Consider the following 26,239-nt stretch of genomic DNA (forward strand, 5'->3'; position numbering starts at 1 on the left):
CGCTGGGCGACGAGGTCCTGAACGCCTACCTGGAGCGCACGGACGCCGTCCTGACCCCCGGCTCCCCCCGCACCGCGCGGACCGTCTACACGGCCATGCACGGCGTCGGCAAGGAGGTCCTGACGGCCGCGTTCGCCCGGGCCGGCTTCCCGCCGCCCGCGCTCGTCGCCGAGCAGGCCGACCCGGACCCGGACTTCCCGACGGTCGCCTTCCCGAACCCGGAGGAGCCGGGCGCCATGGACCTGGCCTTCGAGGCCGCCCGGGCCGTGGACCCCGACATCGTGATCGCCAACGACCCCGACGCCGACCGCTGCGCCGTGGCCGTCCCGGACGCCTCCGCCGACGGCGGCTGGCGGATGCTCCGCGGCGACGAGGTCGGCGCGCTGCTCGCCGCGCACCTGGTGCACAAGGGCGTCACCGGCGTCTTCGCCGAGTCGATCGTGTCGTCCTCGCTGCTCGGCCGCATCGCCGAGGCGGCGGGCGTCGGCTACGAGGAGACGCTGACCGGCTTCAAGTGGATCGCCCGCGTCGACGGCCTGCGGTACGGCTACGAGGAGGCGCTCGGCTACTGCGTCGACCCGGAGGGCGTCCGCGACAAGGACGGCATCACGGCGGCGCTGCTCGTCACCGAGCTGGCCTCGGTGCTGAAGGAGCAGGGCCGGACGCTGACCGACCTGCTCGACGACCTGGCGGTGGCGCACGGGCTGCACGCCACGGACCAGCTGTCGGTGCGGGTCGAGGACCTGGGGATCATCGCGAACGCGATGGCCGCGCTGCGCGAGCGGCCGCCGGTCTCCCTCGCCGGTCTGACGGTCGTCTCGGCCGAGGACCTGACGAAGGGCACGGAGTCGCTGCCGCCGACGGACGGGCTGCGCTACCACCTGGAGGGCGACTACAAGGCCCGGGTGATCGTCCGCCCGAGCGGCACCGAGCCCAAGCTCAAGTGCTACCTGGAGGTCGTCGTCCCGGTCGCCGACGCGAGCGAGCTGGCGGCGGCCCGCGCGACGGGCGCGGAGCTGCTCGCCGCGATCAAGCGGGACCTGTCCGAGGCCGCCGGGCTGTAGGACACGCCACGGACGGGGCACGCGGAAGGGCCGGTGCGGAAGCGATTCCGTACCGGCCCTTCGGCTTGTGCGGCTTTGGATCCCAGATCCAATATCCGGATTCAATATCCGGGATCCGGGATCCGGGACCCGGGACCCGGGACCCGGGACCCGGGATCCGGGATCCGGGACCCGGGACCCGGGACCCGGCTCAGCCCGTCGCGAGCAGGATGACGAGCAGCAGCAGCCCGGCCAGGGCGGGGCCGAGGATCTCGTACGCCCAGCGCACCTGCGGCTCGCCCTGCGCGCCCGGGGCGGTGGCGCGCAGCTCGGCGAGTTCGCGCAGATCGGCGACGGTCTTGTCGCTCGGCGCGATCCGGGAGGCGCTGTCCCGTACGTCGGCGGTGACGGAGGTACGGCCGTGCGGATCGTCCTGGGAGGCGCGGGCGGCGGCGCGGGCGGCCTTCTTCCGCTGCCGCAGCGAAACGGGGACCGCCCACAGCTGGTACTTGGCGCCCTCCTGCGTGATGACCTCGCTGGAGTAGCCGGCTCGGACGTCGGCGACCGCGGCCCAGGGCAGCACGATCGACCGGAACGGGTTGCGGATGCGGAGCCGGTCCTCGTTGGAGTACACGGCGGGCCGGATCGTGAAGGCGACGATCAGCGGGACGGCGAGGACGAGGCCCGCGAGCGCGAACCAGGGTGTGCGGCCCTCGCCGCGGGCCATGGCGTCCCCGGCGAACAGGGCGGCGAGGAGCAGCAGGAAGATCCCGCTCGCGATGCCGAGGGGCGACCGGTGGACCTTGTCGGCGGGGGCGGGCGCGATGGAGCCCTGCCCGGCGGGGGTCTGCCCTGCGGACGGCTGCTCGGGGGTCGACTCGCGGCTCGGCTCGTGGCTGGGCTCGGGGGTCGGCTCGGGGGTCGTCATGCCGCCGATTGTGCCTCAGGAGGGCGGGCGGGGGCTCAGGCGGCCCGCGCGGCCACCAGATCCGCGTACACGATGATGTTGTCGGGCCGGTGGCCGTCGACCAGCTCTCCGCCGCAGGTGACGAGGCGCAGCTCGGGGCGCGTGGTGTCGCCGTAGACCTTGGCCGTCGGGAAGGCGTCCTTGTCGACCTGCTCCAGCTCCCGGACCCGGAAGACGGCGCTCGTGCCGTCGGCGCGGGTCACGGTGATCTCGTCGCCGACCCGGACCCGGGAGACGTTCTTGAGGACGGCCGGGCCGCGGGCGGTGTCGAAGTGGCCGATGAGGACGGCGGGGCCGGTCTCGCCGGGCGTGACGCCCTTGTCGTACCAGCCGATCCGTTCGGCGTCCGCGACCGAGGGCACCTCGACGGTGCCGTCGGCGTTGAGGCCGAGGTTCAGGATCGGGCCGGTGTCGACCCCGGCGGACGGCAGCGTGACCCGGACGGGCAGGGAGCGGCCGAGCGGGGCGACCGCGGCGGCGCTCTTCGTCGACGCGGGGGCGGCGGCCTCGGCGACCCGGGCGGGAAGGGTCGTGTCGCGGGTGGTGGCGCCGGTGGAGCAGCCGGTGAGGGCGACGAGCGCGAGGAGGAGGGCTGCGGCGGTACGGGTGCGGGTGTTCATGGCTGCTCCGGGCGAACGGCTGGGGTGACGGGGTGTGGCCGGCCGCCGCGTGGGGACGCGGCGGCCGGCCGGGGCGGGGTGAGCTCGGGGCGGTGGGTCAGCCGCGCGCGCCGGCCCGGCGGCGGAGGACGACGAAGCCGAGGCCCGCGGCGGCGAGGGAGGCCGCGCCGGCGCCCGTCGCGTAGAGGGCGGTGGAGTCGGTCTCGGTGGTGCCGAGCTCGGCACCGGCCGCGACGCCGCCCTGCGGGACGACGGAGGTCTGACCGCCGGTGGTGCCCGTGGAACCGTTGCTGCCGTTGTTGCCGGTGGGGACGGTGGTGCCGCCCGTGACCGGGTTGAGGGTGCAGCCCTTCGGCATCTTCGGGAAGGCGTGCGAGCCGCCCTTGCTGCCGACGCCGCCCTCGACCTTGGTGTAGAGGGTGGGCGTGGCGCTGAAGGGGTTGTCGATGCGGGCGATGATGCCGGCGCTCGTCGGGAGCGAAGGGTGCTTGCGGTCGAGCTTCGAGAAGACCTGCTTGTCGTCGCCGGCGTCGTGGAAGGTGGCGGTCGGGCCGTTCGGGGACATGGTGAGCTCGGCCTCGGTGCCCGCGCCGATGCTGACGGTGGTGATGACGGTGCACTCGTCGTCACGGGTGAACGGCATCGGGGCGGACTGCCGGGACGACCCCGGGATGTAGGCGGCGAGCCCGCCGTCGCGCTCCAGGACGACGAGGCCGCCGCCGGTGAGGTGGAAGACCTGGCGGTCGCCCTTGAGGTAGGAGACGCCGGTGCCGTGGCCCAGGCGGATCTCCTGGAGACCCCAGCGGCCGTCCTTGTGGACGATCTCCAGACGGACGCCGTTGGCGAGCTTGTACTGACCGGGCTTGGCGCCCGGGAGGTAGTTGCCGACCCAGTCGTGGCTGCTGCCGTCCGAGTTGAGGACGAAGAAGGCGCCGTTGTTGTTGGCGGCGACCGACCAGTGGTCGGCGTCGAGGGTGCCGACGTGCTTGCCCTGCTGGTAGAGCTCGGCGCGGTGGTGGCCGGCGGAGACCTTGAAGATCTTGGCCTCGCCGCCGCCCTCCAGCTTCTCGGTGCGGACGTAGCCGTCGGTGGCGACGGGCTGCGGGGCGGCCTGGCGGGCGGCGCCGGGGACGTACGCGGAGAAGGAACCATTCTGCTCAAGGACGACGACGGCCTTGCCGAAGGTCCAGACGGAGCGGACGCCGGTGACGTAGGTGTAGCCGCGGCCCGTGCCGTTCTCGATCACCTGGAGGCCGAAGCGGCCGTCCTTCTTGGCGAGCTGGACGAGGGTGCCGTCGGCGAGCCGGTAGACGCCGGGCGTGCCGGGCGCGGTGTTGCCGGTCCAGTTGTGGGTGGTGCCGTCCGGGTTGAGGACGAGGAACTCGCCGTTGTTCTGGCCGGCCGTGCTGCGGGTGTTGGCGTCGAGGACGCCGACGGGGTTGCCCTGCCAGAAGAGCTCCGCACGGTGGTGCAGGGCGCTGACCTTGTAGATCTTGGCGACGGTGCCGGTGACGAGGGTCTGGGTGCGGACCAGCGTGCCCTTCGCGGGGTCGGCGGTGGCGGGAGCGGCAGCCGGCGCCGAGGCGCTCGGGGACGGCGCGGCGGCAGCGGCAGCCGGCTTTTCGACCGACTTCTCCACCGGCTGCTCGGCGGGCTTCTCAACCGGCACCGGGGCCGTACCGGTGGCGAAGGCACTGCCGGCCGCGAGGACCGGGGTGGCGACGACGCCCGCGACGAGCGCGGTGGCGAGGGCGGTGCGAAGGGCGGTGCGCATAACGACTCCCGAAGAGGTTCGGTGGCGGATGGAGAAGAGCCGCATGCCGCTGACATCTCTTCGGGGAGGGCCGGTGAGTTCTCGCTGGCTGCTGATGAAGAATCTAAAGATCTTGTATGGGGGAGCCGTCCGCTCCGCGTCACAGGCATGTGACAGCCGTCACTGGGCCTTTCGCTCCTGTGTGACCTCGCGCTCTGCGGAACGCGCTCCCCTGTACAGGTCGCTACGCGCGTAGATATGCTCGACTGGTGACCATGCCCACCACTGCACCCGCAGCTCTCGCATTCGCCGACGTGACCGCGTCCGACAGTGCGCTGCGCCGCTTCCTCCACGGGCTGCCCGGCGTCGACGCCGTCGGCCTGGAGGCGCGCGCCGCGTCCCTCGGCACCCGCTCGATCAAGACCACGGCCAAGGCGTACGCCATCGACCTGGCCATCTCCATGATCGACCTGACGACGCTCGAAGGCGCGGACACCCCGGGCAAGGTCCGGGCGCTCGCCGCCAAGGCCGTCAACCCCGACCCGACCGACCGCACGACCCCGAAGACCGCCGCCGTCTGCGTCTACCCCGACATGGTGGCCACCGCCAAGGCCGCCGTCGCGGGCTCGGGCGTCAAGGTCGCCTCGGTCGCCACCGCCTTCCCGGCCGGGCGCGCCGCGCTCCCCGTGAAGCTGGCCGACACCGCCGATGCCATCGCCGCCGGCGCCGACGAGATCGACATGGTCATCGACCGTGGCGCCTTCCTCGCCGGCCGGTACATGGAGGTGTACGAGCAGATCGCCGCGATCAAGGCGGAGTGCGGCGACCGCGCCCGCCTCAAGGTGATCTTCGAGACCGGCGAGCTCTCCACGTACGACAACATCCGCCGCGCCTCCTGGCTCGGCATGATGGCCGGCGCGGACTTCATCAAGACCTCGACCGGCAAGGTCGCGGTCAACGCCACCCCGGCGAACACCCTCCTCATGCTGGAGGCCGTGCGCGACTTCCGCGCCCAGACCGGCGTGCAGATCGGCGTGAAGCCGGCCGGCGGCATCCGCAACACCAAGGAAGCGATCAAGTTCCTGGTTCTCGTCAACGAGACCGTGGGCGAGGACTGGCTGGACAACCACTGGTTCCGCTTCGGCGCTTCCAGCCTGCTCAACGACCTGCTGATGCAGCGTCAGAAGCTGGCGACCGGCCGTTACTCCGGCCCCGATTACGTGACGGTGGACTGATCAACATGGCATCTGCATTCGAGTACGCACCGGCACCGGAGTCGCGCTCGGTCGTCGACATCGCGCCGAGCTACGGCCTCTTCATCGACGGCGAGTTCGTCGACGCCGCCGACGGCAAGGTCTTCAAGACCGTCTCCCCCTCCACCGAGGAGGTGCTCTCCGAGGTCGCCCAGGCGGGCGCCGAGGACGTGGACCGCGCGGTGAAGGCGGCGCGGAGGGCCTTCGAGAAGTGGTCGGCGCTGCCCGGCTCCGAGCGCGCCAAGTACCTCTTCCGGATCGCCCGGATCATCCAGGAGCGCAGCCGCGAGCTGGCCGTCCTGGAGACCCTGGACAACGGCAAGCCGATCAGGGAGACCCGCGACGCGGACCTCCCGCTGGTCGCCGCGCACTTCTTCTACTACGCGGGCTGGGCCGACAAGCTCGACCACGCGGGCTACGGCGCGAACCCGCGCCCGCTGGGCGTGGCCGGCCAGGTCATTCCGTGGAACTTCCCGCTCCTGATGCTGGCGTGGAAGATCGCCCCGGCGCTCGCGACCGGCAACACGGTCGTGCTCAAGCCGGCCGAGACGACCCCGCTCTCCGCCCTGTTCTTCGCGGACATCTGCCGCCAGGCGGGCCTGCCCAAGGGCGTCGTCAACATCCTCCCGGGGTACGGCGCCACGGGCGCCGCCCTCGTCGAGCACCCGGGCGTGAACAAGGTCGCCTTCACCGGCTCGACCGCCGTCGGCAAGGCCATCGCGCGCTCGGTCGCCGGCACGGACAAGAAGGTGACCCTGGAGCTGGGCGGCAAGGGCGCCAACATCGTCTTCGACGACGCCCCGATCGACCAGGCCGTCGAGGGCATCGTCAACGGCATCTTCTTCAACCAGGGCCAGGTCTGCTGCGCGGGCTCGCGCCTCCTCGTCCAGGAGTCGATCCAGGACGAGCTGCTCGACAGCCTCAAGCGCCGCCTGTCGACGCTCCGCCTCGGCGACCCGCTCGACAAGAACACCGACATCGGCGCGATCAACTCGTCCGAGCAGCTGGCCCGCATCACCTCGCTGGTGGAGCAGGGCGAGGCGGAGGGCGCCGAGCGCTGGACCGCCGCCTGCGAGCTCCCCTCGGCCGGTTACTGGTTCGCCCCGACGCTCTTCACGGGCGTCACGCAGGCGCACACCATCGCCCGCGACGAGATCTTCGGCCCGGTCCTGTCGGTGCTGTCCTTCCGTACCCCCGACGAGGCCGTCGCGAAGGCCAACAACAGCCAGTACGGCCTGTCGGCCGGCATCTGGACGGAGAAGGGCTCCCGCATCCTCGCGGTCGCCAACAAGCTCCGGGCCGGTGTCGTATGGGCCAACACGTTCAACAAGTTCGACCCGACCTCGCCCTTCGGCGGCTACAAGGAGTCGGGCTTCGGCCGCGAGGGCGGCCGCCACGGTCTGGAGGCCTACCTCGATGTCTGATGTGAATCGCCTCAGCGTCTTCAAGACCTACAAGCTGTACGTCGGGGGCAAGTTCCCCCGCTCCGAGAGCGGCCGGGTGTACGAGGTGACGGACTCGAAGGGCAAGTGGCTGGCGAACGCGCCGCTCTCCTCCCGCAAGGACGCCCGTGACGCGGTCGTCGCCGCGCGCAAGGCCTTCGGCGGCTGGGCGGGCGCCACCGCGTACAACCGCGGCCAGATCCTCTACCGCGTCGCCGAGATGCTGGAGGGCCGCAAGGGCCAGTTCGTGCACGAGGTCGCGGACGCCGAGGGCCTCTCCAAGAACAAGGCGGCCGTGGTCGTCGAGGCCGCGATCGACCGCTGGGTCTGGTACGCGGGCTGGACCGACAAGATCGCCCAGGTCGTGGGCGGCGCCAACCCGGTGGCGGGCCCGTACTTCAACCTGTCGACCCCGGAGCCGACGGGCGTCGTGACGATCGTGGCCCCGCAGGACTCGTCCTTCCTGGGCCTGGTCTCGGTGATCGCCCCGGTGATCGCGACGGGCAACACGGCCGTCGTCATCGCCAGCGAGAAGGCCCCGCTCCCGGCGCTCTCGCTCGGCGAGGTCCTGGCCACCTCCGACCTCCCCGGCGGCGTGGTCAACATCCTCTCCGGCAAGGCCTCCGAGATGGGCCCGCACCTCGCGGCCCACCAGGACGTCAACGCGATCGACCTGACGGGCGCGGGCGCCGACCTGGCCCGCGACCTGGAGATCGCGGCGGCGGACAACCTGAAGCGCGTCCTGCGCCCCCGCACCGAGGACTTCGCGGAGTCCCCCGGCACGGACCGCATGACCGCCTTCCTGGAGACGAAGACGGTCTGGCACCCCACGGGTTCGCTGGGCGCGAGCGGCTCCTCGTACTAGCCGCCGCACGGAACGGCCCCTGGGCAGCAGCACTGCCCAGGGGCCGTTCCGCGTTCCCGGCCCCCCTTCCCCCGCGAGGGGCTTGCCCCAGGGACGCGGCAGGCCACAGGATCCGCTCATGATGAGGGGATTGATCAAGGGAGACAACGCCTTCGTCCCGACGGCCGCGCTGCGCGTCGCCGTCCGGAGCGGCGGCATCGACGTGGCGGCACTGCTCGTGACGGAGACGGGCAGGGTCCGGGGGGACGCCGACATCGTCTTCCCCGGCGCGCCCGTCCACGCGTCGGGCGCGGTACGGCTCGCCGAGGACGAGGACGGCACGGTGTGGCTCGACGCCGACCTCACGGGCGTCGAGGAGGCCGTGGCCCGCGTCCTCCTGGTCGCGTCGACGGAGGAGGGCGCGCTGCGGGACGCGCGCGGGCTCTCCGTGGAGGTCCTCGGCCCCGACGGCACGACGGTCGTGGCGTACGAGGTGACCGACGCGGGCGACGAGACGGCGATGGTCCTCGCGGAGCTGTACCGCCGCTCGGGCGGCTGGAAGTTCCGCGCGGTGGGACAGGGGTACGTCGACGGGCTGACCGGCCTGGCGGCGGACCACGGGGTGGACGTGAGCGAGGAACCGCGGGAGGCCCCGCGGCCTGCCCAGGCGCAGGACCCCGCCGCGATCCAGGCCCCGGTCGCGACCCCGGCCCCGGCCCCGGCTTCGGTCCCGGTGCAAGCTCCTGCCCCGCCCGCCGCACAGGGCCTGGCACCGGCCCCCGCGCCCGCCCCGGTGCCGGACCCCCCGGCCCCGGCGCAGCCGTCCGCGCCGCCCGCTCCCCTGCGTCCTACCCGGGAGCAGCTCCTCGACATGACGCCGGACCAGATCCGGGCCCTGGCGGCGGAACACGCCCGCGCCCGCGCGGAGGCGGCCCCGGCGACGCCTCCCGAGGCCGCGCCGCGGCCCGACGCGTCGGCCTGGTCGTGCGGGCCGGTCTTCAAGCCGCGCACGGTCACCGGCCGGGACAGCGACGTGATCACCGAGAAGGACCTGCCGCCCGGTCCCGTGATGGTCGAGGTGACGCTGAAGGGCGAGGGGTACCAGGGCCTGTGGCCCCTCGACGACTCCAACGCCAAGGGGTCGTCCCTCGTCAGCACCACCGAGAAGGGCTTCCGGGGCCGGGTGCTCACCTCCGTGCCCGCGCACGGGCGGCTGCGCCTGCGGCTGCAGGCGAGCGGCTCGTGGGAGCTGCGGGTCCTGCCGCTGTCGGAGGCCCGGCGGCTGTCGGAGCGCCGCCTGGAGACCTGGGGCCCCGACATCCTGCTCCACACCGGGGGGACGGCGGACGTCGCCTTCCACTACCGAGGCGACAGCAACTTCATCGTCCGCTTCCACAAGCTGGCGGGGCACACGGACACCACCACGCTGCCGAATTCCGGAGGCTCGGTCATCAGCGAGATCGGCGAACGCCGGGACACCGTCCCGATGCCCGAGGGCCCGGTCCTCGTCGTGGTGGTCCACGGCGAGGGGGCGTGGAGCGCGCGCCTCAAGGACGTACAGCCGCACAGCGGCGGAGGGAGCTTCGGCGCCCCGGGGCAGCCGTCCGAGCCCCGCAGGGCCCTGAGCTGGCTGCGCCGCTCCCGCGGGTGACCCCGCCGGAAGCGCCCGGCCGAGTCGGCCCCTTCCCGTTACGGAAGCAGCTGCTGCGTCAGCGGACCCGCCACCGGCAGGTCGGCCACGGCCCCGCCCTTCGTGACGTGGTCGGTCACCAGGTTCGTGCCGACCGGCTTGAAGTCGGCGACCTGCGTGCCGAGGCCGTTGTCGAGCGGGTCGACGCCGGTGTTGGCCAGCGGGTCGAGCTGGAGGCGGGTCAGCGGGCCCACGCCGTGGGTGACGCCCTCCAGCGCGCCCGCCCCGGCCGCTCCGGCGTCCGTCCTGCTCAGCGAGTCGACGGGCAGCGGCACGGGGGCGGCGGCCTGGGCCGCGGCGCCGGCACCGAACACCGCGGCGCCCGCCGCCGTGACGCCGAGACCGGCCCTCAGCAGGGCACTGCGGCGAGAGGCCCGGGGTTCTGTGTGACGCGCCATGGAGGTCCTTCCAGCGGGTGAGCGAACGGGCACCGACAGTAGTCGAGGTGTGATGCTCGATACCAACGGCCTCCCTCGGTGGTCCCCTGGACGGGGGAATGCCTCACACTGGTGTTCCGTGAGTTCCCAACCGATCCCGACCCGGGTCGTCCTGCTCGCGGGCCCCTCCGGCTCCGGCAAGTCGTCCCTCGCCGCCGTCACCGGCCTCCCGGTCCTGCGCCTCGACGATTTCTACAAGGAATGCGACGACCCGTCGCTCCCGCTCGTCGACGGCAGCACGGACATCGACTGGGACTCCCCACGGTCCTGGGACGCGGACGCCGCCGTCGCCGCGATCGTCGAACTGTGCCGTACGGGACGGACCGACGTCCCCGTGTACGACATCGCCACCAGCTCCCGGGTGGACCGCGAGCGGCTCGACATCGGGCGGACCCCGCTCTTCGTGGCGGAGGGGATCTTCGCGGCCGAGATCGTGACCCGCTGCCGCGAGCTCGACGTCCTCGCGGACGCGCTCTGCCTGCGCGGCCGCCCCTCGACGACCTTCCGCCGCCGGCTCGTCCGCGACCTCCGCGAGGGCCGCAAGTCCGTGCCGTTCCTGCTGCGCCGCGGCTGGCGCCTGATGCGCGCCGAGCGCGCGATCGTCGCCCGCCAGACCGCGCTGGGCGCGCACCCCTGCGCGAAGCCGGAGGCGCTGGGGCGGCTGGCGGCAGCGGCGGCGGGCCGCCACCGCACACCGGCAGCGAGCTGACCGACCGCCGCGCGGGCGCTGCGCCCTGCGGGGCGGTGCCCCCCGCCACCCGCCGTGTGGGCAGTCGTTCCGCTGGGGCAAGGGGGTCCCCCTTGCCCCAGCGGAACGACTGCCCACAACGGGGGCGCGGGAGCGGAACGACTGCCGACAGCGGTCTGAGCCACGACGAACGACGCGGGTCGTACAAGCCCCCCGGCTTGTACGACCCGCGTCGTTTCCCCGTACCCCCGTACGGTCCCCCGTGTTCCCCCGTACGCCCCGGACCGCGTCTCCCCGTCGGCCCCGGGCTCCCCCGACCTTCAGGCCACCAGCTCGCCGAAGGACTCCTCCTCGTCACGGCCGAAGCTCAGCACCTCGTCCTCGCGCAGTCGCCGCAGCGAGCGCCAGATGCTCGACTTCACCGTGCCGACACTGATGTCCAGGATCTCCGCGATCTCCGGATCGGTCCGGCCCTCGTAGTAGCGCAGCACCAGCATCGTCCGCTGGAGCTCGGGCAGACGGGCCAGGGCCTGCCACAGGACCGCGCGCAGCTCCGTGCCCCGCATGGCGTCCGTCTCGCCGACCGTCTCCGGCAGCTCCTCGGTCGGGTACTCGTTGAGCTTGCGCCGGCGCCAGGCGCTGATGTGCAGGTTGGTCATGGTGCGACGCAGGTACCCGCCGACGGCGGCCTTGTCGCTGATCCGGTCCCAGGCGCGGTACGTGGAGAACAGCGCGCTCTGGAGCAGGTCCTCGGCCTCGAAACGGTCACCGGTGAGGTGGTAGGCGGTGGCGTACAGGGAGGCACGACGCTCCTGCACGTAAGCCGTGAACTCGGCTTCCGAGCAGCTCGTGCGCTCCCCCGTGACCTCCCCGTACGCCGCTCCCCCGTCAGCAACGGCCACCATGTACGGCGCCTTGCGCTGACGCCCGACGCTGCGAACGCACCCCCGCCCGTTCACACCGCCGGACTTCTCCGTGCTCCGCGCGACGTCGTGGAGACGCGTGACAACTGCGCTTGAGGTGGTGCTGTGCAGTGCGTTCATCTCGCGCCCCCCGTCGGTTGGAGTGTGTTTCGGTCCGTGTGCCAAGAAGCTTGCCCCCCGGACTTCATGGCGTTGTCCGCCGACTGTCACAGCCGTGTCACAGGCGACGGAACAGAAGCGGGTCCACGAGCGGTCGATCTCGGACGGCCCATGCGACAGAATGACGCCGTGCCTTTTCTGCTGCTGATCGAGGACGACGACGCCATCCGCACGGCCCTCGAACTCTCCCTGTCCCGGCAGGGCCACCGGGTGGCCACCGCCGCGACGGGCGAGGACGGACTCCAGCTGCTGCGTGAGCAGCGGCCGGACCTGGTCGTGCTCGACGTCATGCTGCCCGGCATCGACGGCTTCGAGGTCTGCCGGCGGATCCGCCGGACCGACCAGCTGCCGATCATCCTGCTGACCGCGCGCAGCGACGACATCGACGTGGTCGTCGGGCTGGAGTCCGGTGCCGACGACTACGTGGTCAAGCCGGTGCAGGGGCGGGTGCTCGACGCCCGCATCCGGGCCGTGCTGCGGCGCGGGGAGCGCGAGTCGACGGACTCGGCGACGTACGGCTCCCTGGTGATCGACCGTTCGGCGATGACGGTCACCAAGAACGGCGAGGACCTCCAGCTCACCCCGACCGAGCTGCGGCTGCTCCTGGAGCTGAGCCGGCGGCCCGGACAGGCGCTGTCCCGCCAGCAGTTGCTGCGGCTCGTGTGGGAGCACGACTACCTGGGCGACTCGCGGCTCGTCGACGCCTGTGTCCAGCGGCTGCGCGCCAAGGTGGAGGACGTGCCGTCCTCGCCGACGCTGATCCGTACCGTGCGCGGCGTCGGCTACCGGCTGGACGTTCCTGCGTGAGCAAGGGGATCTACGCGCGGCTGCGGTTCTCGAGCCTGCGGCTGCGGCTCGTCGTCGTCTTCGCCCTCGTCGCGCTCACCGCGGCCGTCGCCGCCTCCGGCATCGCGTACTGGCTCAACCGCGAGGCGGTGCTGACCCGTACCCAGGACAGTGCGCTGGGCGACTTCCGGCAGGAGATGCAGAACCGGGCGGCGGCGCTGCCGCTCCGGCCCACCCAGGACGACCTGCGGCGGACCGCCGAGCAGATGGCGACCGACAGCTCCGCGAACTACCAGGTGCTGCTGCTCGGCGAGCGGGCCGCGGGCAAGCCGATCGTGGGCGCCTCGGACCCGGACGACTTCACCCTGGCCGACGTGCCGCGCTCGCTGCGCGAGGCCGTGGACACGAAGCGGACGGTGACGGACGCCAATCCGTATCCGTACCACCTGTTCTGGCAGCGTACGGAGCGGAACGGGACGCCGTACCTGGTCGGCGGGACGCGGATCGACGGCGGCGGGCCCGCCGGGTACATGTTCAAGTCGCTGGCCGCGGAGAAGGCCGATCTGAACTCGCTCGCCTGGTCCCTGGGGATCGCCACCGCGCTCGCGGTGGTCGGCTCGGTGCTGCTCGCGCAGGTCGCGGCGACGACCGTGCTGCGCCCGGTGCACCGGCTGGGCGAGGCGGCCCGGCAGCTCGGCGAGGGCAAGCTCGACACCCGGCTGCGGGTCTCCGGCGCGGACGAACTGGCCGACCTCTCCCGTACGTTCAACAGCGCGGCCGAGTCGCTGCAGAAGAAGGTCGCGGACATGAGCGCGCGGGAGGAGTCCTCGCGGCGGTTCGTGGCCGACATGTCGCACGAGCTGCGGACCCCGCTGACCGCGCTGACGGCCGTCACCGAGGTCCTGGAGGACGAGCAGGACTCCCTGGACCCGATGATCGCCCCGGCGGTGGCGCTCGTGGTGAGCGAGACCCGGCGCCTCAACGACCTGGTGGAGAACCTGATGGAGGTGACCCGCTTCGACGCGGGCACCGCGCGGCTCGTCCTCGACGACGTGGACATCGCGGACCAGATCACCGCGTGCATCGACGCGCGGGCCTGGCTCGACGCGGTGGAGCTCGACGCGGAGCGCGGGATCGTGGCGCCGCTCGACCCGCGGCGCCTCGACGTGATCCTGGCGAACCTCATCGGGAACGCGCTCAAGCACGGCGGTTCGCCGGTCCGGGTCTCGGTCCGCACGGACGACGACGAGCTGGTCATCGCGGTGCGCGACCACGGCCCGGGCATCCCCGAGGAGGTGCTGCCGCACGTCTTCGACCGCTTCTACAAGGCGAGCGCGTCCCGGCCGCGGTCCGACGGCAGCGGGCTCGGCCTGTCGATCGCCATGGAGAACGCGCTGATCCACGGCGGTTCCATCACGGCGTCCAACTCCGTCGGCGAGGACGGGAAGGTCGACGGCGCGGTGTTCGTGCTGCGGCTGCCGCTGGACGCCTCGGGGATCACGCGCGAGGTGCGGACCCGCAGCAGCCAGGGCGAGGTGGAGGAAGAGTGAGGCGTCGCGTCTTTGTCCTGGCGGCCGCGCTCACGGCGCTGGTCACCGGCTGCGGCATCCGGACCACGTCGGTTCCCGTGGACGCGGGCGCGGCACCGTCGCGGGTGCCGTGCAGCGTGACCGAGGACGGTGCGACGGAGACGGCCGCGCAGGGCGTGCCGGTCCGGGTGTTCCTGGTCTGCGGCTCCCAGTTGGAGGCGGTGGACCGCCGGTCGCCGCTGCCGGAGGAGAAGGCGGGCGGCGACCCGGTGCGGACGGCCGGGGGGCTGCTCGCGCAGCTGCTCGCCGAGCCCTCCGAGAGCGAGCGGCAGGCCGGCTTCACGACCGAGGTGCGCGGGCCGCTGACCGTGGGCGACGGGCGCCGGGGCGACCCCGCGGGCACGCTGCGGCTCAGCCGGCAGCCGGAGGACCTGGCGCCGACGGCGCTCTCGCAGCTCGTCTGCACCTTCGCGGAGAGCTCGGCGGGGGCGGGCGGGCACACGGTGCTGCTCGGCGGGCCGGGGGCGTACCCGCCGAAGCGGTACCGCTGCACGACGGAGCTGCGTGAACGTCCCGGCTCCGCCCCGCCGACGGCCCCGACTCCCGGGCCGTCGGCACCCTGACCCCACCACGAGCCCCCGCACCCGACCGGCCGGTACGACGGCCCCGCGCCGTGCGGGCGGCGCCCCGGCCCACCTGCCCGTGCGGGCCCGCGCCCGGCTGGGCGGTGCCCCCGCCCGCGCCCGTGTGGGCAGGCGTCCCGCTGGGCGGGGCGGGTGGGCACACGGGACGGCGCCCTTCAGCGGCGCCTCCGCGTTCCGCGCCTTGACCCGCACCACGTGTGCGCCGTACCTGTCGGTGCAGGTTCAGGCCCATGAGCCTCGGGCGCCGGCAGGGGCGCCGTTCCGTTGTGCCCACCCGTTCCGCCCCTTGCGGAACGCCTGCCCACAACGGGGGGCGGCGGGAGCGGGGGTGGGCGCCGTCCCGGCGGAGCGACCGCCCACAACGGGGGGTGCCGTCCCGGCGGAGTGGTCGGCCGTAGCGGGCGGCGGAACCGATTCCGCTGTCGGGGGCGTCTTGGAGGGCGTGCAGCGTCAAGGTTCGGGCGGCAGTGCCGCCGTGGTCGTCCGCGTGGCGGGGTTCGCCCTCCTCCTCGCGCATCTGCTGCTCGTCGCCTGGGTCAGCCTGCGCCCACGGGACGTGGCCTGGGTGACCGCGCCGAACACGATCCCGCTGCACGGCCTGCGGACCGTCCTCGCGCTCGGCGGGACCGAGGCGGCCCGGCTGATCGGCGAGGGCCTGCTGCTCCTGGCCCCGCTGGGGGTGCTGTTCCCGATGGCCGACGGACGGCTCCACGTCTCGGGGTGGGCCTCCCTGGCCCGTACGACCGCCGCGGGCGCGCTGGTGTCGCTGGCCGTGGAGCTCCTGCAGACCGCGGTGCCGGGCCAGGTGGTGGACGTGGACTCGGTCCTCCTGAACACCGCGGGGGTCGCGCTCGCGCACCTCCTGGTGGTCCCGGCCGGCCGGACCCGGCTGCGCCGCAGGTGGGAGGCGGGCAGGCCGTCCTCCTCCGCGGGGACCACGCCGGACGGCGGCTCCGCCCTGCTGCGGAACGAGGCCCCTCAGGGTGCGACCCCGACGATTTCCAGGGTCCCGATCGCCCCGTAGACCGACGCCTCGTCCCCCTGCCCGGCAGCAGTATGGAGTCATCGGGAGCCCGGAGGAGCGGCTCCCGGACCGACTCCGAAGGAGCCCACCATGGCCGCACTGACCCGCCCCCGTGACGGACGCGTGCTCGGCGGAGTGTGCGCGGCGCTGGCCCGGCGCTTCGGCACCTCCGCGACGACGATGCGTCTGATCTTCCTGGCCTCGTGCCTGCTGCCGGGCCCGCAGTTCCTGATCTACCTGGGCCTGTGGATCTTCCTGCCGGCGGAGAAGAGCGCGCGCACGGCCTGGTAGTCACCGGCCGAGCACGCCGAAGGGGCGCGCACCCGGATCCCCGGGTGCGCGCCCCTTCGGCGTGTACGGCCGGGGTCAGCCGAGCGGAAGGCCGTTGAGGGGGAGGCCGCCGAGGAGGCCGCCGAGCGGGGTGGAGCCGAGGGCGCCGGTCGCGGCACCGAGCGGAGCGTTCTGGGTGGCCTGGCCGGCGGCGGCCGGGAGGGTCTTCACGCCCTGCTCGACTCCCTGGCCGAGGGCGCCCTGGCCGGCACCGAGGGACTCGGCGGCGCCGTCCGGGAGCGTGGTGAGGCCGTCACCGAGCGGGACGGCCTGGGTCACCGTGCCCAGCGCGTCGGCGTCGAGCGGCAGGGACGGTGCTGCGGAGGCCGTGCCGGCGGCGGCAGCGGCGAAAGCGGCACCGAGAGCGGCGACACCGAGCTTCTTGGCGGCAGACTGCTTCATCAGAAAATCTTCCTTGGGGAATCCGGGGGCTTCGAAAAAAGCCGGGAGGGGAAATCCTGGGAATCGAGAGCGGCTCTGCAACCTAACCAGCGAACGTCGCCTTCGCAAACACCGGAAAGCGGCCGGGTGTCGCACCGGCCCGGCCGCTTCCGCCCCCTTCGCGGGACGCTTTTCAGCCCGTCTTACGGGAAGACTCGCTGGTCGTGGCGGTCTGCTGGAACAGCCATTCGGACTTCAGCTCGGCATATCCGGGCTTGATCACCTCATTGATCATGGCGAGTCGTTCATCGAAAGGAATGAACGCTGATTTCATCGCATTGACCGTGAACCACTGCATGTCGTCGAGCGTGTAGTCGAATGCCTCGATCAGCAGCTCGAATTCCCGGCTCATGCTCGTCCCGCTCATCAGCCGGTTGTCGGTGTTGACCGTGGCCCGGAAGTGGAGCGTGCGGAGCAGGCCGATGGGGTGCTCGGCGAACGAGGCGGCGGCGCCGGTCTGGAGGTTGGAGGAGGGGCACATCTCCAGCGGGACGCGCTTGTCGCGGACGTAGGCCGCCAGGCGGCCGAGGCGGACGGAGCCGTCGTCGGCGACCTCGATGTCGTCGATGATCCGGACGCCGTGGCCGAGCCGGTCGGCGCCGCACCACTGGAGCGCCTGCCAGATCGAGGGCAGCCCGAAGGCCTCGCCGGCGTGGATCGTGAAGTGGTTGTTCTCCCGCTTGAGGTACTCGAAGGCGTCGAGGTGCCGGGTGGGCGGGTAGCCGGCCTCGGCTCCCGCGATGTCGAAGCCGACGACGCCGGAGTCGCGGTAGCGGTTGGCGAGTTCGGCGATCTCCAGGGCGCGGGCGGCGTGCCGCATGGCGGTCAGGAGGGCGCCGACCCTGATGCGGTGGCCGGCGGCCCTGGCCTGCCGCTCGCCCTCGCGGAAGCCGTCGTTGACGGCCTCCACGACCTCTTCGAGGGTGAGTCCGCCCTCCAGGTGCTGCTCCGGGGCGTAACGCACCTCGGCGTACACGACGCCGTCCTCGGCGAGGTCGACGGCGCACTCGGCGGCGACGCGGAAGAGGGCGTCCCGGGTCTGCATGACGGCGCAGGTGTGCGCGAAGGTCTCCAGGTACCGCTCCAGGGAGCCGGAGTCGGCGGCTTCGCGGAACCAGATGCCGAGCTTGTCGGGCTCCGTCTCGGGGAGCTGCTCGTAGCCCTGCTCCCGGGCGAGTTCGATGATCGTGCCGGGGCGCAGTCCGCCGTCGAGGTGGTCGTGGAGCAGCACCTTCGGGGCACGGCGGATCTGGTCCGCGGTGGGGACGTTGGGGGTCTGGCTCGTCATTTCCGCACTCTAGCCCCTACGCGCGTAGAACACCTGTCGTGGCGCCGGATTTCTCGTGGCGGCCTGGTGCCGGTCCGCCTAGCCTGCGCCCATGACCTCCACCGCCCCCGCGTCCGAACTGCAGCGGATCCACGGCTTCCTGTCCGACTTCCACCGCCGCCAGGCGGCCCGTACCGTCGAGTTCCCCGGTGCCGTCGCGGTGCTCGACGACGCCTACCGGCACTCCCGGGGGAACAACCACGTGCTCGCCTACGGGGCCGTGGACCCGGAGGCGCTGGCCGGGTACACGGAGGAGGCGCAGGGCCATCTCCCGTACCGCTTCGCGTACGTCCTCGACGAGTCGGTCGCCGCCGCCTGTGCGGCGCCCATGGAGCGGGCCGGGTTCCGGCAGGCCACCACGCTGCTCATGGCGCACACCGGACCGGTGCCGGAGCACGGCGGGGCGCGGGAGGTCGACTTCGACGAGCTGCGCGGGCCGGTCGCCGCCTCCTGGCCGCGGTTCGCCCCGCAGGCGACGCCGGAGCAGATCGAGCACCTGGTGGAGCGGCGCCTCGCACGGCGGCGCGGCGCCGACGACGTGCGGTTCTTCGCCGCGTACACCCCGGAGGGCGAGGTGGCCGCGTGGGTCGACCTGTACATGACCCCGGAGACCGGGATCGCGCAGATCGAGGACCTGGTCACCGTGGAGGCCCATCTGAAGCAGGGGTACGCCGGGAAGGTCCTCGACACGGCGCTGCGCGAGGCCGCCGACGCGGGCTGCGGGACCCGCTTCCTCACCGCGTTCTCGGGCGACTGGCCGCACACCTGGTACGGCCGGAAGGGCTTCGCGCGCGTCGGCTCGGTGGCCCGTTTCGAACGGACGCCCTGAGAAGGGCCGTTCGGACCGCGGCCCGGCGATACGTAACAGAGACCGCGCGTACGGCTTGCGTACACCTCGCCTTCTGAGACTGTTCTGTCATGGCGCACTTCGCACTCGTGGCGCCGCCCGCGGCACGGAGACCCCGGCTCGGACGGCCTGTTGGAGGTTCCCGCACGTCGGCGGCGGTGGGCGGTGTGGTGCTGCTCCTGCCGGACGGCGAGCCGGTGTCGGCACGGCAGGCGTCCGCGCGGGCGCACGCGGCGATGCTTCCGCTGGGGCGCGGCCTGGTCCGGGCGGGCCGCTCCGAGGAGCTCGCCGCGCACGTGGTGCGCTACCGGGCGCGCGGCTGGAACGGGACGGACGCGGACCTCGCGGCGGACGCCTCCTGGGCGGTCGCGGAGGTGGTGCGGCGCTACGGCGACGTCCCGGTCGGCCTCGTCGGCCACGGGATGGGGGCGCGGGCGGCGCTGCGGGCGGCCGGGCACCCGGCGGTCGGCGCGGTGCTCGCGCTCGCGCCCTGGCTGCCCGAGGACGACGTGGCGGCGGAGCCGGAGCCGGTGCGGCAGCTGGTGGGGCGCAGGGTGCTGCTCGTGCACGGCACGAACGACGCGCGGACGGACCCGGAGCTGTCGTTCCGGTTCGCCGAGCGGGCGAAGAAGGCGAACCGGGACACCTGCCGCTTCGAGGTCCACTCGGACGGCCACGGGCTGCGCCAGTACGCGGACGAGGTCCGGGCGCTGGCCGCGGACTTCGTGCTGGGCGCCCTCTTCTGCCGGCCGGTCGCCCGGCCGGTGACCGACGCGATGGCCGCTCCCCCGCCGCTGGGCCTGCGGATGCCGCTGGCGGCGGGCTTCGGGAGCTCGCGCCGACGGTGAGGTCCCCGGGGAGCTCACGCCGGAGGTGAGGACCTCCCGGGGAACTCGCGCCGGAGGTGAGGCCTCCCTGAAGGGCTCACGCAGGCGGCGAGGGCTCCAGCGGCTCCTTCGGAAGCAGGTGGCCGCGTCTGCTCAGCAGGAACTTCTTGAAGGCGGCCACCGGGGCCGTGTCCGGGTGGCCGTCGAGCCAGGCCACGCCGATCTCGCGGACCGCCCGCGGCGCGGTGACGGTGAGTTCCACGACGCCGGGGCGGGGGACGGCGGGCGGGGGCAGCAGGGCGACGCCGAGGCCGGCGGCGACGAGGCCGCGCAGGGTCTCGGCCTCCTCGCCCTCGAAGGCGACCCGGGGCTTGAAGCCGGCCTCGGCGCACAGGTCGTCGGTGATGCGGCGGAGCCCGTACCCCGGCTCCAGGGTCACGAAGGTCTCGTCCGCGGCCTCGGCGAGACGCACCCGCTTGCGGCCGGCGAGCCGGTGGTCGTCCGGGACGACCAGCCGCAGCCGCTGCTCGTCGAGGCGCCGGGCCACCAGGTCGGGGGCGTCCGGGACGGGCGAGGTCAGGCAGAGGTCGAGGTCACCGGCCCGCAGCCGCTCGATCATGGCCTCGCCGTAGTTCTGGACGAGGGTGAAGCGGACCCTCGGGTGGTCGACGCGGAAGGCGCGGATGAGGCCGGGGACGGTCTCGGATCCCATGGTGTGCAGGAAGCCGAAGGCGACGCGTCCGGCGGCCGGGTCGGCGTCGGCCCGTACGGTCTCGGCGGCCCGTTCCACCTCGGCGAGGGCCCGCTCGGCGGCGGTGAGGAAGCGGCGGCCGGCCGGGGTGAGGGAGACCGTGCGGCCGCGCCGGGCGAAGAGGGTGACGCCGAGGTCCTGTTCCAGCCGGACCATGGCCCGCGAGAGCGTCGACTGCGGCACGCCCATCTCGGCGGCGGCGCGGGTCACGTGCTCGTGCCGGGCGACGGCGGCGAAGTACGCGAGTCGCGGCGCGAGCAGCAGTCCCATGTCTTCTTCGTTACTGTTCGGTGACAGGCGAGGCTGTGACCTGTACTCATGCACCATAGGAACGATTACAGCAGTTCCGTGCATTGGACGCATGAAACGGACCGGCCTACGTTCGTGACATGCCTTCCGCCAGTACCAAGGCGGCCGCCACCACCGCGTCCGCCGACACCCGCCTCGCCCCCGGCGCCTCCGGCTACCGCCGGATGAGCCTCGCGCTCTTCGCCGCCGGACTGGCCACCTTCGCCCTCCTCTACTCCACGCAGGCCCTCCTCCCGGCCATCTCGGCCGAGTTCGGCGCCACCGCCTCCGCCGCCTCCTGGACGGTCTCCGCCGCCACCGGCGCCCTCGCCCTCTGCGTCCTGCCGCTCAGCGCCCTCTCGGAGCGCTTCGGGCGGCGCGCGATGATGACGGCCTCCCTCTCGGTCGCGGTCGCCGTGGCGCTCCTGGTGCCGCTCGCCCCGAACCTGACGTCCCTGATCGTGCTCCGTGCCGTGCAGGGCGCCGCGCTGGCCGGCCTCCCGGCCTCCGCGATGGCGTACCTCGCCGAGGAGGTGCGGCCCAGGGCGCTGATCGCCGCGATCGGCCTGTTCGTGGCGGGCAACTCGATCGGCGGCATGAGCGGGCGGCTCGTGACCGGCTGGGTCGCCCAGCTGTGGGGCTGGCGCGCCGGTCTGGCCGCCGTCGGCCTGACCTCCCTGGCCTGCGTGCTCGCCTTCCGGGCGCTGCTCCCGAGGGCCCGGCACTTCACCCCCGGCACGCTGAACCCGAAGGCGCTCGCCCGGACCGTCCGGGGCCACCTCTCCGACCCGCTGCTCATGCGCCTGTACGTGATCGGCGCCCTGTTCATGACGGTCTTCGGCGCCGTGTACACGGTGATCGGCTACCGCCTGGTGGAGGCCCCGTTCTCGCTGCCGCAGGGCGTGATCGGCTCGATCTTCCTGATCTACCTGGTCGGCACGGTCTCCTCGGCGGCGGCCGGCAGGCTCGTCGGGCGGCTCGGCCGGCGCGGGGCCCTGTACCTGGCGGTCACGACCACGGCGGCGGGCCTGCTGTTCTCGCTGTCCGACGCGCTCGTCCCCGTGCTGGTGGGCCTGGTCCTGATCACGGCCGGTTTCTTCGCGGGCCACGCGGTCGCCTCCTCCTCGGTGAGCCGCACCGCGAAGACGGGCCGCGCGCAGGCCTCGGCGCTGTACCAGTCCGCGTACTACCTGGGCAGCAGCGCGGGCGGCACGCTCGGCGCGATCGCCTTCCACGCGGGCGGCTGGGCGGGCACGGTCCTGATCGGCCTGGTCGCGGTCCTCGGGGTCGTCTCGGTCACGCTGTACGGCTCGCACAGCGCGCGCGTCGAGGCGCGGCGGCTGCGCCCGGCGGCGGCGTAGGAACCGGCCACCGGTACCCGTCGGGGTCTCCCCAAGCCGCACCGCAACCGTCACACTCCCCCGTACGTCCTCAAACGCAGGGACTCTAGGGGGAGTTGACGATCATGAAACGAATCGCGCGGCACATGGCCAGAAGGGCGGGCATCGCCGCCGGCATCACGTCACTCGTGGTGCCGATGACGATCGCGCTCGGTGCGGCCCCGGCGCAGGCGGCGTCCTGCAACGTGACGACGGGGCCGTACCAGAAGCAGGTGGAGAAGTTCCTCGGACGGACGGTCGACGGGCGCCAGTCGCTCGCCGACTGTCAGGCCATCCAGGCCTTCCAGCGCAAGCACGGCATCACCCCGACCATGGGGTACGCCGGGCCGGTCACGTGGCGCACCATGAACACGATGATCCAGCAGAGGGCGGCGGGCACCAACCCCAACAGGGCCGGCAAGTGCCCGACCAACAAGGGCCGGATCGCCTGCGTCGACCTGACCCGCCAGCTGAGCTGGATCCAGGACGGCTCGCGCCTCAAGTACGGGCCGGTGCCGGTCCGCACGGGCAAGGACGGCACGGAGACCCGTACCGGCGCCAAGAAGATCTACTGGCGGAACATCAACCACTGGTCGACGATCTACCACGTCTCCATGCCGTACTCGCAGTTCTTCGACGGCGGCCAGGCCTTCCACTCGACCACCAAGTCCATGTGGAACCCGCCGGGTTCCGGCGGCTGCGTCAACATGCGCCCGGCGGACGCGAAGGCGTACTGGAACCTGCTCAGGAACGGCGACGACGTCTTCGTCTACGGACGCAAGCCGGGAACCTGACCCCGGCTGTCAGTCGCCTGCGGTAGCTTCCCTCTCACCGGCTCCGAACGGGGGCCGGTGAGGGGTGAGTGGGGTGTGGGCCCGATGAGTGAGACCGCGACCGCGACGACCGACGATCTCGACAAGTACCGCAGGGAGCTGACCGGTTACTGCTACCGGATGCTCGGATCCTCCTTCGAGGCGGAGGACGCGGTGCAGGACACGATGGTCCGCGCCTGGAAGTCCATCGGCTCCTTCGAGGGCCGCTCCTCACTGCGTTCCTGGCTGTACCGGATCGCCACCAACGTCTGCCTGGACGCGCTGAGCGCCGGCAACCGGAGGGCACGGCCGATGGACCTGACCTCCCCCACGCCGGTGGCGCAGGCGCAGCTCGTCAAGCAGCCGGAGATCACCTGGCTGGAGCCCGTCCCCGACGGACGGGTCCTGCCCTCGGCCGGCGACCCCGCGGAGACGGCCGTCTCCCGCGAGACCGTACGGCTCGCCTTCGTGGCCGCGCTCCAGCACCTGCCGCCCAAGCAGCGGGCCGTGCTCATCCTGCGCGAGGTCCTCGCGTGGAAGGCGAGCGAGGTCGCCGAGCTCCTCGGCACCTCCGTCGCCTCCGTCAACAGCGCCCTCCAGCGGGCCCGCGCGACCCTCGCCGAGCAGGCGCCGGCCGCCTCCGACCCGGCGAACCCGCTGGACGAGGAGCAGCAGGCGCTCCTGGAGCGCTACGTCGCGGCCTTCGAGGGCTACGACATGAAGGCGCTGACGGCGCTCCTCCACGAGGACGCGACGATGTCCATGCCGCCGTACGACCTGTGGCTCCAGGGCCACGACGACATCGTCGGCTGGATGCTGGGCGTCGGCGACGTGTGCCGGGGCTCGAAGCTGGTGGCGACCGTGGCGAACGGCTCCCCGGCCTTCGCCCACTACCACCCGGATCCGGCGGGCGGCTTCAGCCCGTGGGCGCTGATCGTCCTGGAGCTGCGGGACGGCAAGGTCGCCGGGATGGACTTCTTCCTGGACACCGAGCGCTGGTTCCCGCTCTTCGACCTCCCGGCGCGGCTGGACGCCCAGGCCCTAGACGTCTCCTAGGGGTCCGGCCAGACCGGTGAGGAGGAGCAGGGCCCGCAGCTCGGGTCCCGCTCCCTCGAAACGGAGGTCGTGCCCTCGCCGTCGGGCGACGAGTTTCAGCCGGGCGAGGGCGTCGACGGCGGCGAGGCCGGGCGGCGCGAGGCCACCGATCTCGCAGACGACGACGGTGGGCTCGGCGGCGTCGAGCAGGGCGCAGAGCCGCCCGACGTCGTCGGGCGCGGGGGGCCCGGAGAGCCGCAGTTCGAGGGCGCGAGAGGTGTCCACGACGGGGAGACCGGCGCGGCGCCCGTAACTCATCGGACGGGATGCGCCGGGTCGGATCCGGGGCTCCGTGATCACGGGCGGAGGCGCGGATCCGGGCGCCGGCGCAGTGCCGTCCGGTCCCCGCGCGGAAGGGCGGGGTTTCCTCCGGGCACCTCGCCCGCGGCGGGACCGGCGGCCTCCGGGACCCGACCGCCGGATCGCCGGGCATCGCTAGGCTCGGGCCATGACTCATGATCGCGTCGAACTGGTGATCTTCGACTGTGACGGTGTTCTGGTGGACAGCGAGCGGATCTACTGCCGGGTCGACCGGGAGGTGTTCGCGCGGCTCGGCGCCGAGTTCTCGGAGGCCGAGCTGGTCGAGCACTTCGTCGGCTCCCCGACCGAGATCTGGACGGCGCTGGTCGAGGAGCGGCGCGGCGAGCCGCTGCCCGCGGACTGGCACGAGCCGTTCCGGCCGCTGTACGAGGAGGCGCTGGACGCGGAGCTCACGGTCGTCGAGGGCGTGACGGCCGTCCTGGACGCCCTGGAGGTGCCGTACTGCCTCGCCTCCAACGGCAGCCACGGCTCGATCCGGCGCAACCTGGGCCGTACGGGCCTGCTCGACCGGTTCGAGGGCCGGATCTTCAGCGCCCGTGACGTCGCACGCGGCAAGCCCGCCCCGGACCTGTTCCTGCACGCCGCCGCCACGATGGGCGTCCCGCCGGAGCGCTGCGCCGTCGTCGAGGACAGCCCGTACGGCGTCCGGGCCGCCCGCGCGGCCGGCATGCGCGCCTTCGGCTACTGCGGGGGCCTGACCCGCGCGGACCGCCTCATGGGCGAGCGGACGGTCGTCTTCGACGACATGCGCGAGCTCCCGGCCCTGCTGGCGGGGGCCCGGCGATGACCGACCGGTCCCGGCTCTTCCATGCGTACGGGACGGCGACCACGCGTACCGGACGGCGACGGACACCGCCGAGGTCCTCGCCGGTCCCCTGACGGCGGCCGGCGACCACCTGTGGTCGGCGATCCCGCACCGGGGCCCGGTCCGGCCGGCGACCCCGCCGGTACTGCGGGTCGCGGCGGGGGCGCGGCGTGGCCGGCGGGGGCCCGGGGGGGGGCCCCCGCCCCCCCCCCGCCGCGGGGGGCGCCGACCGGGGCGGCGCCCTCGCCGGCGCCGAGGACGACCGCCGAGGGCTCGCCGATGCGGCGGGCCAGGGTCAGCAGTTCGAGGGCCGGCTTGCGGACCGCACCGTCGGCGTGGTCCACGAGAACCAGGATCTCAGCCATGTTTCCTTGCTCCTGAGGTGGGGTGACGGTGGGTCAGATGAACTTCTGGGTGGCGAGGAAGGCGGCGAGCTGCTTGCCGCCGTCGCCCTCGTCCGTGACGATCGTGCCGGCGGTGCGGGCCGGGCGGGCGGCCACGGCGTCGACCAGGGTCCAGGACCCGGCGAGGCCGACCTCCTCGGCGTCGATCCCCAGGTCGTCCAGGTCCAGCTCCTCGACCGGCTTCTTCTTGGCGGCCATGATCCCCTTGAAGGACGGGTAACGGGCCTCGCCGGACTGGTCGGTGACCGAGACGACGGCCGGCAGCGGGGCCTCCAGGAGCTCGGTGGCGGCGTCGCCGTCGCGGCGGCCCTTCACCAGGCCCTCCTCGACGGAGAGTTCCGACAGCAGGGTGACCTGCGGCAGGCTCAGGCGCTCGGCGAGCAGCGCGGGCAGGACGCCCATGGTGCCGTCGGTGGATGCCATGCCGCAGACGACCAGGTCGAAGCCGGTCTTCTCCAGGGCCTTGGCCAGGATCGCGGAGGTCGCGATGACGTCGGAGCCGTGGATGTCCTCGTCGTTGACGTGGACGGCCTTGTCGGCGCCCATCGACAGCGCCTTGCGCAGCGCGTCCTTGGCGTCGTCCGGGCCCACCGTCACGACGGTCACCTCGGCGTCGTCGGCCTCCTCGGCGATCTGGAGCGCCTGCTCGACCGCGTACTCGTCGAGCTCCGACAGCAGGCCGTCGACGGCCTCGCGGTCGGTCGTCAGGTCGTCGGCGAAACCGCGGTCGCCGGTCGCGTCGGGGACGTACTTCACACAGACAGCGATCTTCAGGGTCACGGCCTGTCTCCTTTCGAGAAGCTGGTGGTT

The 26,239-nt window shown here is 73.1% G+C and carries 26 protein-coding genes and 2 pseudogenes; 17 read left to right on the forward strand and 11 right to left on the reverse strand.

Features of this window, described 5'->3' with window-relative positions:
* A pseudogene (locus K7G60_RS33355) lies at positions 1-1,064 on the forward strand (phospho-sugar mutase); the annotation flags it as partial.
* 190 nt (positions 1,065-1,254) lie between these two features.
* Here K7G60_RS33355 and K7G60_RS33360 read toward each other — a convergent pair.
* The 3 genes from K7G60_RS33360 to K7G60_RS33370 form a co-directional block, all read right to left on the reverse strand.
* Positions 1,255-1,971 (reverse strand): PH domain-containing protein, encoded by a 717-nt coding sequence (locus K7G60_RS33360; protein WP_225804703.1) that lies wholly within the window; start codon positions 1,969-1,971, stop codon positions 1,255-1,257.
* Between the two features lie 35 nt (positions 1,972-2,006).
* Positions 2,007-2,630: a class F sortase gene (locus K7G60_RS33365; RefSeq protein WP_225804704.1), complete on the reverse strand. Its 624-nt coding sequence runs from the start codon at positions 2,628-2,630 to the stop codon at positions 2,007-2,009.
* Between the two features lie 97 nt (positions 2,631-2,727).
* Complete coding sequence (locus K7G60_RS33370; RefSeq protein WP_225804705.1) at positions 2,728-4,404, reverse strand: hypothetical protein; 1,677 nt, start codon at positions 4,402-4,404, stop codon at positions 2,728-2,730.
* Between the two features lie 254 nt (positions 4,405-4,658).
* Here K7G60_RS33370 and deoC point away from each other — a divergent pair, with 254 nt between their 5' ends.
* From deoC to K7G60_RS39010, 4 genes are all read left to right on the forward strand, one after another.
* Positions 4,659-5,618 (forward strand): deoxyribose-phosphate aldolase, encoded by a 960-nt coding sequence (gene deoC / locus K7G60_RS33375; protein ID WP_030687418.1) that lies wholly within the window; start codon positions 4,659-4,661, stop codon positions 5,616-5,618.
* A gap of 5 nt (positions 5,619-5,623) precedes the next feature.
* The gene (locus tag K7G60_RS33380; protein ID WP_225804706.1) at positions 5,624-7,060 is read left to right on the forward strand and encodes an aldehyde dehydrogenase family protein; all 1,437 of its coding nucleotides are present in this window, start codon (positions 5,624-5,626) and stop codon (positions 7,058-7,060) included.
* Positions 7,053-7,943 carry an aldehyde dehydrogenase family protein gene (locus K7G60_RS33385; RefSeq protein ID WP_225804707.1) on the forward strand — a complete coding sequence of 297 codons (891 nt, stop codon included), beginning with the start codon at positions 7,053-7,055 and terminating at the stop codon, positions 7,941-7,943. Before K7G60_RS33380 ends, K7G60_RS33385 begins: the two co-directional genes overlap by 8 nt.
* Before the next feature lie 118 nt (positions 7,944-8,061).
* Positions 8,062-9,573, forward strand: coding sequence for a TerD family protein (locus tag K7G60_RS39010; RefSeq protein ID WP_263986609.1), 1,512 nt, complete (start codon positions 8,062-8,064; stop codon positions 9,571-9,573).
* 38 nt (positions 9,574-9,611) lie between these two features.
* Here K7G60_RS39010 and K7G60_RS33400 read toward each other — a convergent pair whose 3' ends face one another.
* The gene (locus K7G60_RS33400) at positions 9,612-10,010 is read right to left on the reverse strand and encodes a hypothetical protein (protein WP_225804708.1); all 399 of its coding nucleotides are present in this window, start codon (positions 10,008-10,010) and stop codon (positions 9,612-9,614) included.
* Between the two features lie 52 nt (positions 10,011-10,062).
* Between K7G60_RS33400 and K7G60_RS33405 the strand changes: the two genes are divergently transcribed.
* Positions 10,063-10,758 (forward strand): uridine kinase, encoded by a 696-nt coding sequence (locus K7G60_RS33405; protein WP_225804709.1) that lies wholly within the window; start codon positions 10,063-10,065, stop codon positions 10,756-10,758.
* Between the two features lie 299 nt (positions 10,759-11,057).
* On the opposite strand, the gene K7G60_RS33410 is transcribed toward K7G60_RS33405, so the two are convergent.
* Positions 11,058-11,780: a SigE family RNA polymerase sigma factor gene (locus K7G60_RS33410; RefSeq protein WP_225804710.1), complete on the reverse strand. Its 723-nt coding sequence runs from the start codon at positions 11,778-11,780 to the stop codon at positions 11,058-11,060.
* 168 nt (positions 11,781-11,948) lie between these two features.
* Between K7G60_RS33410 and afsQ1 the strand changes: the two genes are divergently transcribed.
* The 5 genes from afsQ1 to K7G60_RS33435 all read left to right on the forward strand — a co-directional run bounded on the left by afsQ1 (position 11,949) and on the right by K7G60_RS33435 (position 16,093).
* A complete protein-coding gene (afsQ1, locus tag K7G60_RS33415) occupies positions 11,949-12,626 on the forward strand; it encodes a two-component system response regulator AfsQ1 (RefSeq protein WP_017239746.1) in 678 nt (225 codons plus the stop codon).
* Positions 12,623-14,155 (forward strand): HAMP domain-containing sensor histidine kinase, encoded by a 1,533-nt coding sequence (locus K7G60_RS33420; RefSeq protein ID WP_225804711.1) that lies wholly within the window; start codon positions 12,623-12,625, stop codon positions 14,153-14,155. Before afsQ1 ends, K7G60_RS33420 begins: the two co-directional genes overlap by 4 nt.
* Entirely contained in the window at positions 14,152-14,757 is a 606-nt protein-coding gene (locus tag K7G60_RS33425) for a hypothetical protein (protein WP_225804712.1), read from the forward strand. Before K7G60_RS33420 ends, K7G60_RS33425 begins: the two co-directional genes overlap by 4 nt.
* Positions 14,758-15,220: 463 nt before the next feature.
* Positions 15,221-15,802, forward strand: coding sequence for a VanZ family protein (locus K7G60_RS33430; RefSeq protein ID WP_225804713.1), 582 nt, complete (start codon positions 15,221-15,223; stop codon positions 15,800-15,802).
* Positions 15,803-15,892: 90 nt separating this feature from the next.
* Positions 15,893-16,093 (forward strand): PspC domain-containing protein, encoded by a 201-nt coding sequence (locus K7G60_RS33435; RefSeq protein ID WP_225804714.1) that lies wholly within the window; start codon positions 15,893-15,895, stop codon positions 16,091-16,093.
* Between the two features lie 75 nt (positions 16,094-16,168).
* On the opposite strand, the gene K7G60_RS33440 is transcribed toward K7G60_RS33435, so the two are convergent.
* Together K7G60_RS33440 and K7G60_RS33445 are read right to left on the reverse strand one after the other, a co-directional pair.
* Positions 16,169-16,534 carry a hypothetical protein gene (locus K7G60_RS33440; RefSeq protein ID WP_225804715.1) on the reverse strand — a complete coding sequence of 122 codons (366 nt, stop codon included), beginning with the start codon at positions 16,532-16,534 and terminating at the stop codon, positions 16,169-16,171.
* 172 nt (positions 16,535-16,706) lie between these two features.
* Complete coding sequence (locus K7G60_RS33445; RefSeq protein WP_225804716.1) at positions 16,707-17,861, reverse strand: adenosine deaminase; 1,155 nt, start codon at positions 17,859-17,861, stop codon at positions 16,707-16,709.
* Between the two features lie 91 nt (positions 17,862-17,952).
* Here K7G60_RS33445 and K7G60_RS33450 point away from each other — a divergent pair, with 91 nt between their 5' ends.
* Complete coding sequence (locus K7G60_RS33450; protein WP_225804717.1) at positions 17,953-18,729, forward strand: GNAT family N-acetyltransferase; 777 nt, start codon at positions 17,953-17,955, stop codon at positions 18,727-18,729.
* 89 nt (positions 18,730-18,818) lie between these two features.
* Positions 18,819-19,595: an alpha/beta hydrolase gene (locus K7G60_RS33455; protein WP_225804718.1), complete on the forward strand. Its 777-nt coding sequence runs from the start codon at positions 18,819-18,821 to the stop codon at positions 19,593-19,595.
* Between the two features lie 76 nt (positions 19,596-19,671).
* On the opposite strand, the gene K7G60_RS33460 is transcribed toward K7G60_RS33455, so the two are convergent.
* Positions 19,672-20,652, reverse strand: a complete 981-nt coding sequence (locus K7G60_RS33460; RefSeq protein ID WP_225804719.1) for a LysR family transcriptional regulator — start codon at positions 20,650-20,652, stop codon at positions 19,672-19,674.
* A 62-nt stretch (positions 20,653-20,714) separates the two neighbouring features.
* On the opposite strand from K7G60_RS33460, the gene K7G60_RS33465 reads away from it, so the two are divergent.
* The 3 genes from K7G60_RS33465 (at position 20,715) to K7G60_RS33475 (ending at position 23,860) form a co-directional block, all read left to right on the forward strand.
* Positions 20,715-21,974, forward strand: coding sequence for an MFS transporter (locus K7G60_RS33465; RefSeq protein ID WP_225804720.1), 1,260 nt, complete (start codon positions 20,715-20,717; stop codon positions 21,972-21,974).
* Positions 21,975-22,078: 104 nt separating this feature from the next.
* On the forward strand, positions 22,079-22,786 hold the full coding sequence (locus tag K7G60_RS33470; RefSeq protein ID WP_374115725.1) for a L,D-transpeptidase family protein: 708 nt from the start codon (positions 22,079-22,081) through the stop codon (positions 22,784-22,786).
* Positions 22,787-22,870: 84 nt separating this feature from the next.
* Positions 22,871-23,860, forward strand: coding sequence for a sigma-70 family RNA polymerase sigma factor (locus K7G60_RS33475; protein WP_225804721.1), 990 nt, complete (start codon positions 22,871-22,873; stop codon positions 23,858-23,860).
* Here the strand turns inward: K7G60_RS33475 and K7G60_RS33480 are convergent.
* Positions 23,846-24,157, reverse strand: coding sequence for an STAS domain-containing protein (locus tag K7G60_RS33480; RefSeq protein ID WP_225804722.1), 312 nt, complete (start codon positions 24,155-24,157; stop codon positions 23,846-23,848). The two genes, K7G60_RS33475 and K7G60_RS33480, sit on opposite strands and share 15 nt — an antisense overlap.
* 190 nt (positions 24,158-24,347) lie before the next feature.
* Between K7G60_RS33480 and K7G60_RS33485 the strand changes: the two genes are divergently transcribed.
* On the forward strand, positions 24,348-25,007 hold the full coding sequence (locus K7G60_RS33485; RefSeq protein ID WP_225804723.1) for an HAD family phosphatase: 660 nt from the start codon (positions 24,348-24,350) through the stop codon (positions 25,005-25,007).
* Between the two features lie 230 nt (positions 25,008-25,237).
* On the opposite strand, the pseudogene K7G60_RS33490 reads toward K7G60_RS33485, so the two are convergent.
* Together K7G60_RS33490 and K7G60_RS33495 are read right to left on the reverse strand one after the other, a co-directional pair.
* Positions 25,238-25,390, reverse strand: a pseudogene (locus K7G60_RS33490) (electron transfer flavoprotein subunit alpha/FixB family protein); the annotation flags it as partial.
* 33 nt (positions 25,391-25,423) lie between these two features.
* A complete protein-coding gene (locus K7G60_RS33495; protein ID WP_225804724.1) occupies positions 25,424-26,209 on the reverse strand; it encodes an electron transfer flavoprotein subunit beta/FixA family protein in 786 nt (261 codons plus the stop codon).
* Between the last annotated feature and the right edge of the window lie 30 nt (positions 26,210-26,239).

This window comes from Streptomyces sp. NK15101, from assembly GCF_020400725.1.
Taxonomy (GTDB): domain Bacteria; phylum Actinomycetota; class Actinomycetes; order Streptomycetales; family Streptomycetaceae; genus Streptomyces.

What these genes read in the sequence shown, in the direction of transcription:
- K7G60_RS33365 (WP_225804704.1), bottom strand. Translation starts at nt 2,630, where the DNA reads ATGAACACCCGCACCCGTACCGCCGCAGCCCTCCTCCTCGCGCTCGTC.
- K7G60_RS33485 (WP_225804723.1), top strand. Translation starts at nt 24,348, where the DNA reads ATGACTCATGATCGCGTCGAACTGGTGATCTTCGACTGTGACGGTGTT.
- K7G60_RS33435 (WP_225804714.1), top strand. Translation starts at nt 15,893, where the DNA reads ATGGCCGCACTGACCCGCCCCCGTGACGGACGCGTGCTCGGCGGAGTG.
- K7G60_RS33370 (WP_225804705.1), bottom strand. Translation starts at nt 4,404, where the DNA reads ATGCGCACCGCCCTTCGCACCGCCCTCGCCACCGCGCTCGTCGCGGGC.
- K7G60_RS33400 (WP_225804708.1), bottom strand. Translation starts at nt 10,010, where the DNA reads ATGGCGCGTCACACAGAACCCCGGGCCTCTCGCCGCAGTGCCCTGCTG.
- K7G60_RS33465 (WP_225804720.1), top strand. Translation starts at nt 20,715, where the DNA reads ATGCCTTCCGCCAGTACCAAGGCGGCCGCCACCACCGCGTCCGCCGAC.
- K7G60_RS33445 (WP_225804716.1), bottom strand. Translation starts at nt 17,861, where the DNA reads ATGACGAGCCAGACCCCCAACGTCCCCACCGCGGACCAGATCCGCCGT.
- K7G60_RS33410 (WP_225804710.1), bottom strand. Translation starts at nt 11,780, where the DNA reads ATGAACGCACTGCACAGCACCACCTCAAGCGCAGTTGTCACGCGTCTC.
- K7G60_RS33405 (WP_225804709.1), top strand. Translation starts at nt 10,063, where the DNA reads ATGCTCGATACCAACGGCCTCCCTCGGTGGTCCCCTGGACGGGGGAAT.
- K7G60_RS39010 (WP_263986609.1), top strand. Translation starts at nt 8,062, where the DNA reads ATGATGAGGGGATTGATCAAGGGAGACAACGCCTTCGTCCCGACGGCC.
- K7G60_RS33475 (WP_225804721.1), top strand. Translation starts at nt 22,871, where the DNA reads ATGAGTGAGACCGCGACCGCGACGACCGACGATCTCGACAAGTACCGC.
- K7G60_RS33480 (WP_225804722.1), bottom strand. Translation starts at nt 24,157, where the DNA reads ATGAGTTACGGGCGCCGCGCCGGTCTCCCCGTCGTGGACACCTCTCGC.
- K7G60_RS33450 (WP_225804717.1), top strand. Translation starts at nt 17,953, where the DNA reads ATGACCTCCACCGCCCCCGCGTCCGAACTGCAGCGGATCCACGGCTTC.
- K7G60_RS33455 (WP_225804718.1), top strand. Translation starts at nt 18,819, where the DNA reads ATGGCGCACTTCGCACTCGTGGCGCCGCCCGCGGCACGGAGACCCCGG.
- deoC (WP_030687418.1), top strand. Translation starts at nt 4,659, where the DNA reads ATGCCCACCACTGCACCCGCAGCTCTCGCATTCGCCGACGTGACCGCG.
- K7G60_RS33460 (WP_225804719.1), bottom strand. Translation starts at nt 20,652, where the DNA reads ATGGTGCATGAGTACAGGTCACAGCCTCGCCTGTCACCGAACAGTAAC.
- K7G60_RS33360 (WP_225804703.1), bottom strand. Translation starts at nt 1,971, where the DNA reads ATGACGACCCCCGAGCCGACCCCCGAGCCCAGCCACGAGCCGAGCCGC.
- K7G60_RS33385 (WP_225804707.1), top strand. Translation starts at nt 7,053, where the DNA reads ATGTCTGATGTGAATCGCCTCAGCGTCTTCAAGACCTACAAGCTGTAC.
- K7G60_RS33440 (WP_225804715.1), bottom strand. Translation starts at nt 16,534, where the DNA reads ATGAAGCAGTCTGCCGCCAAGAAGCTCGGTGTCGCCGCTCTCGGTGCC.
- K7G60_RS33380 (WP_225804706.1), top strand. Translation starts at nt 5,624, where the DNA reads ATGGCATCTGCATTCGAGTACGCACCGGCACCGGAGTCGCGCTCGGTC.
- K7G60_RS33470 (WP_374115725.1), top strand. Translation starts at nt 22,079, where the DNA reads ATGAAACGAATCGCGCGGCACATGGCCAGAAGGGCGGGCATCGCCGCC.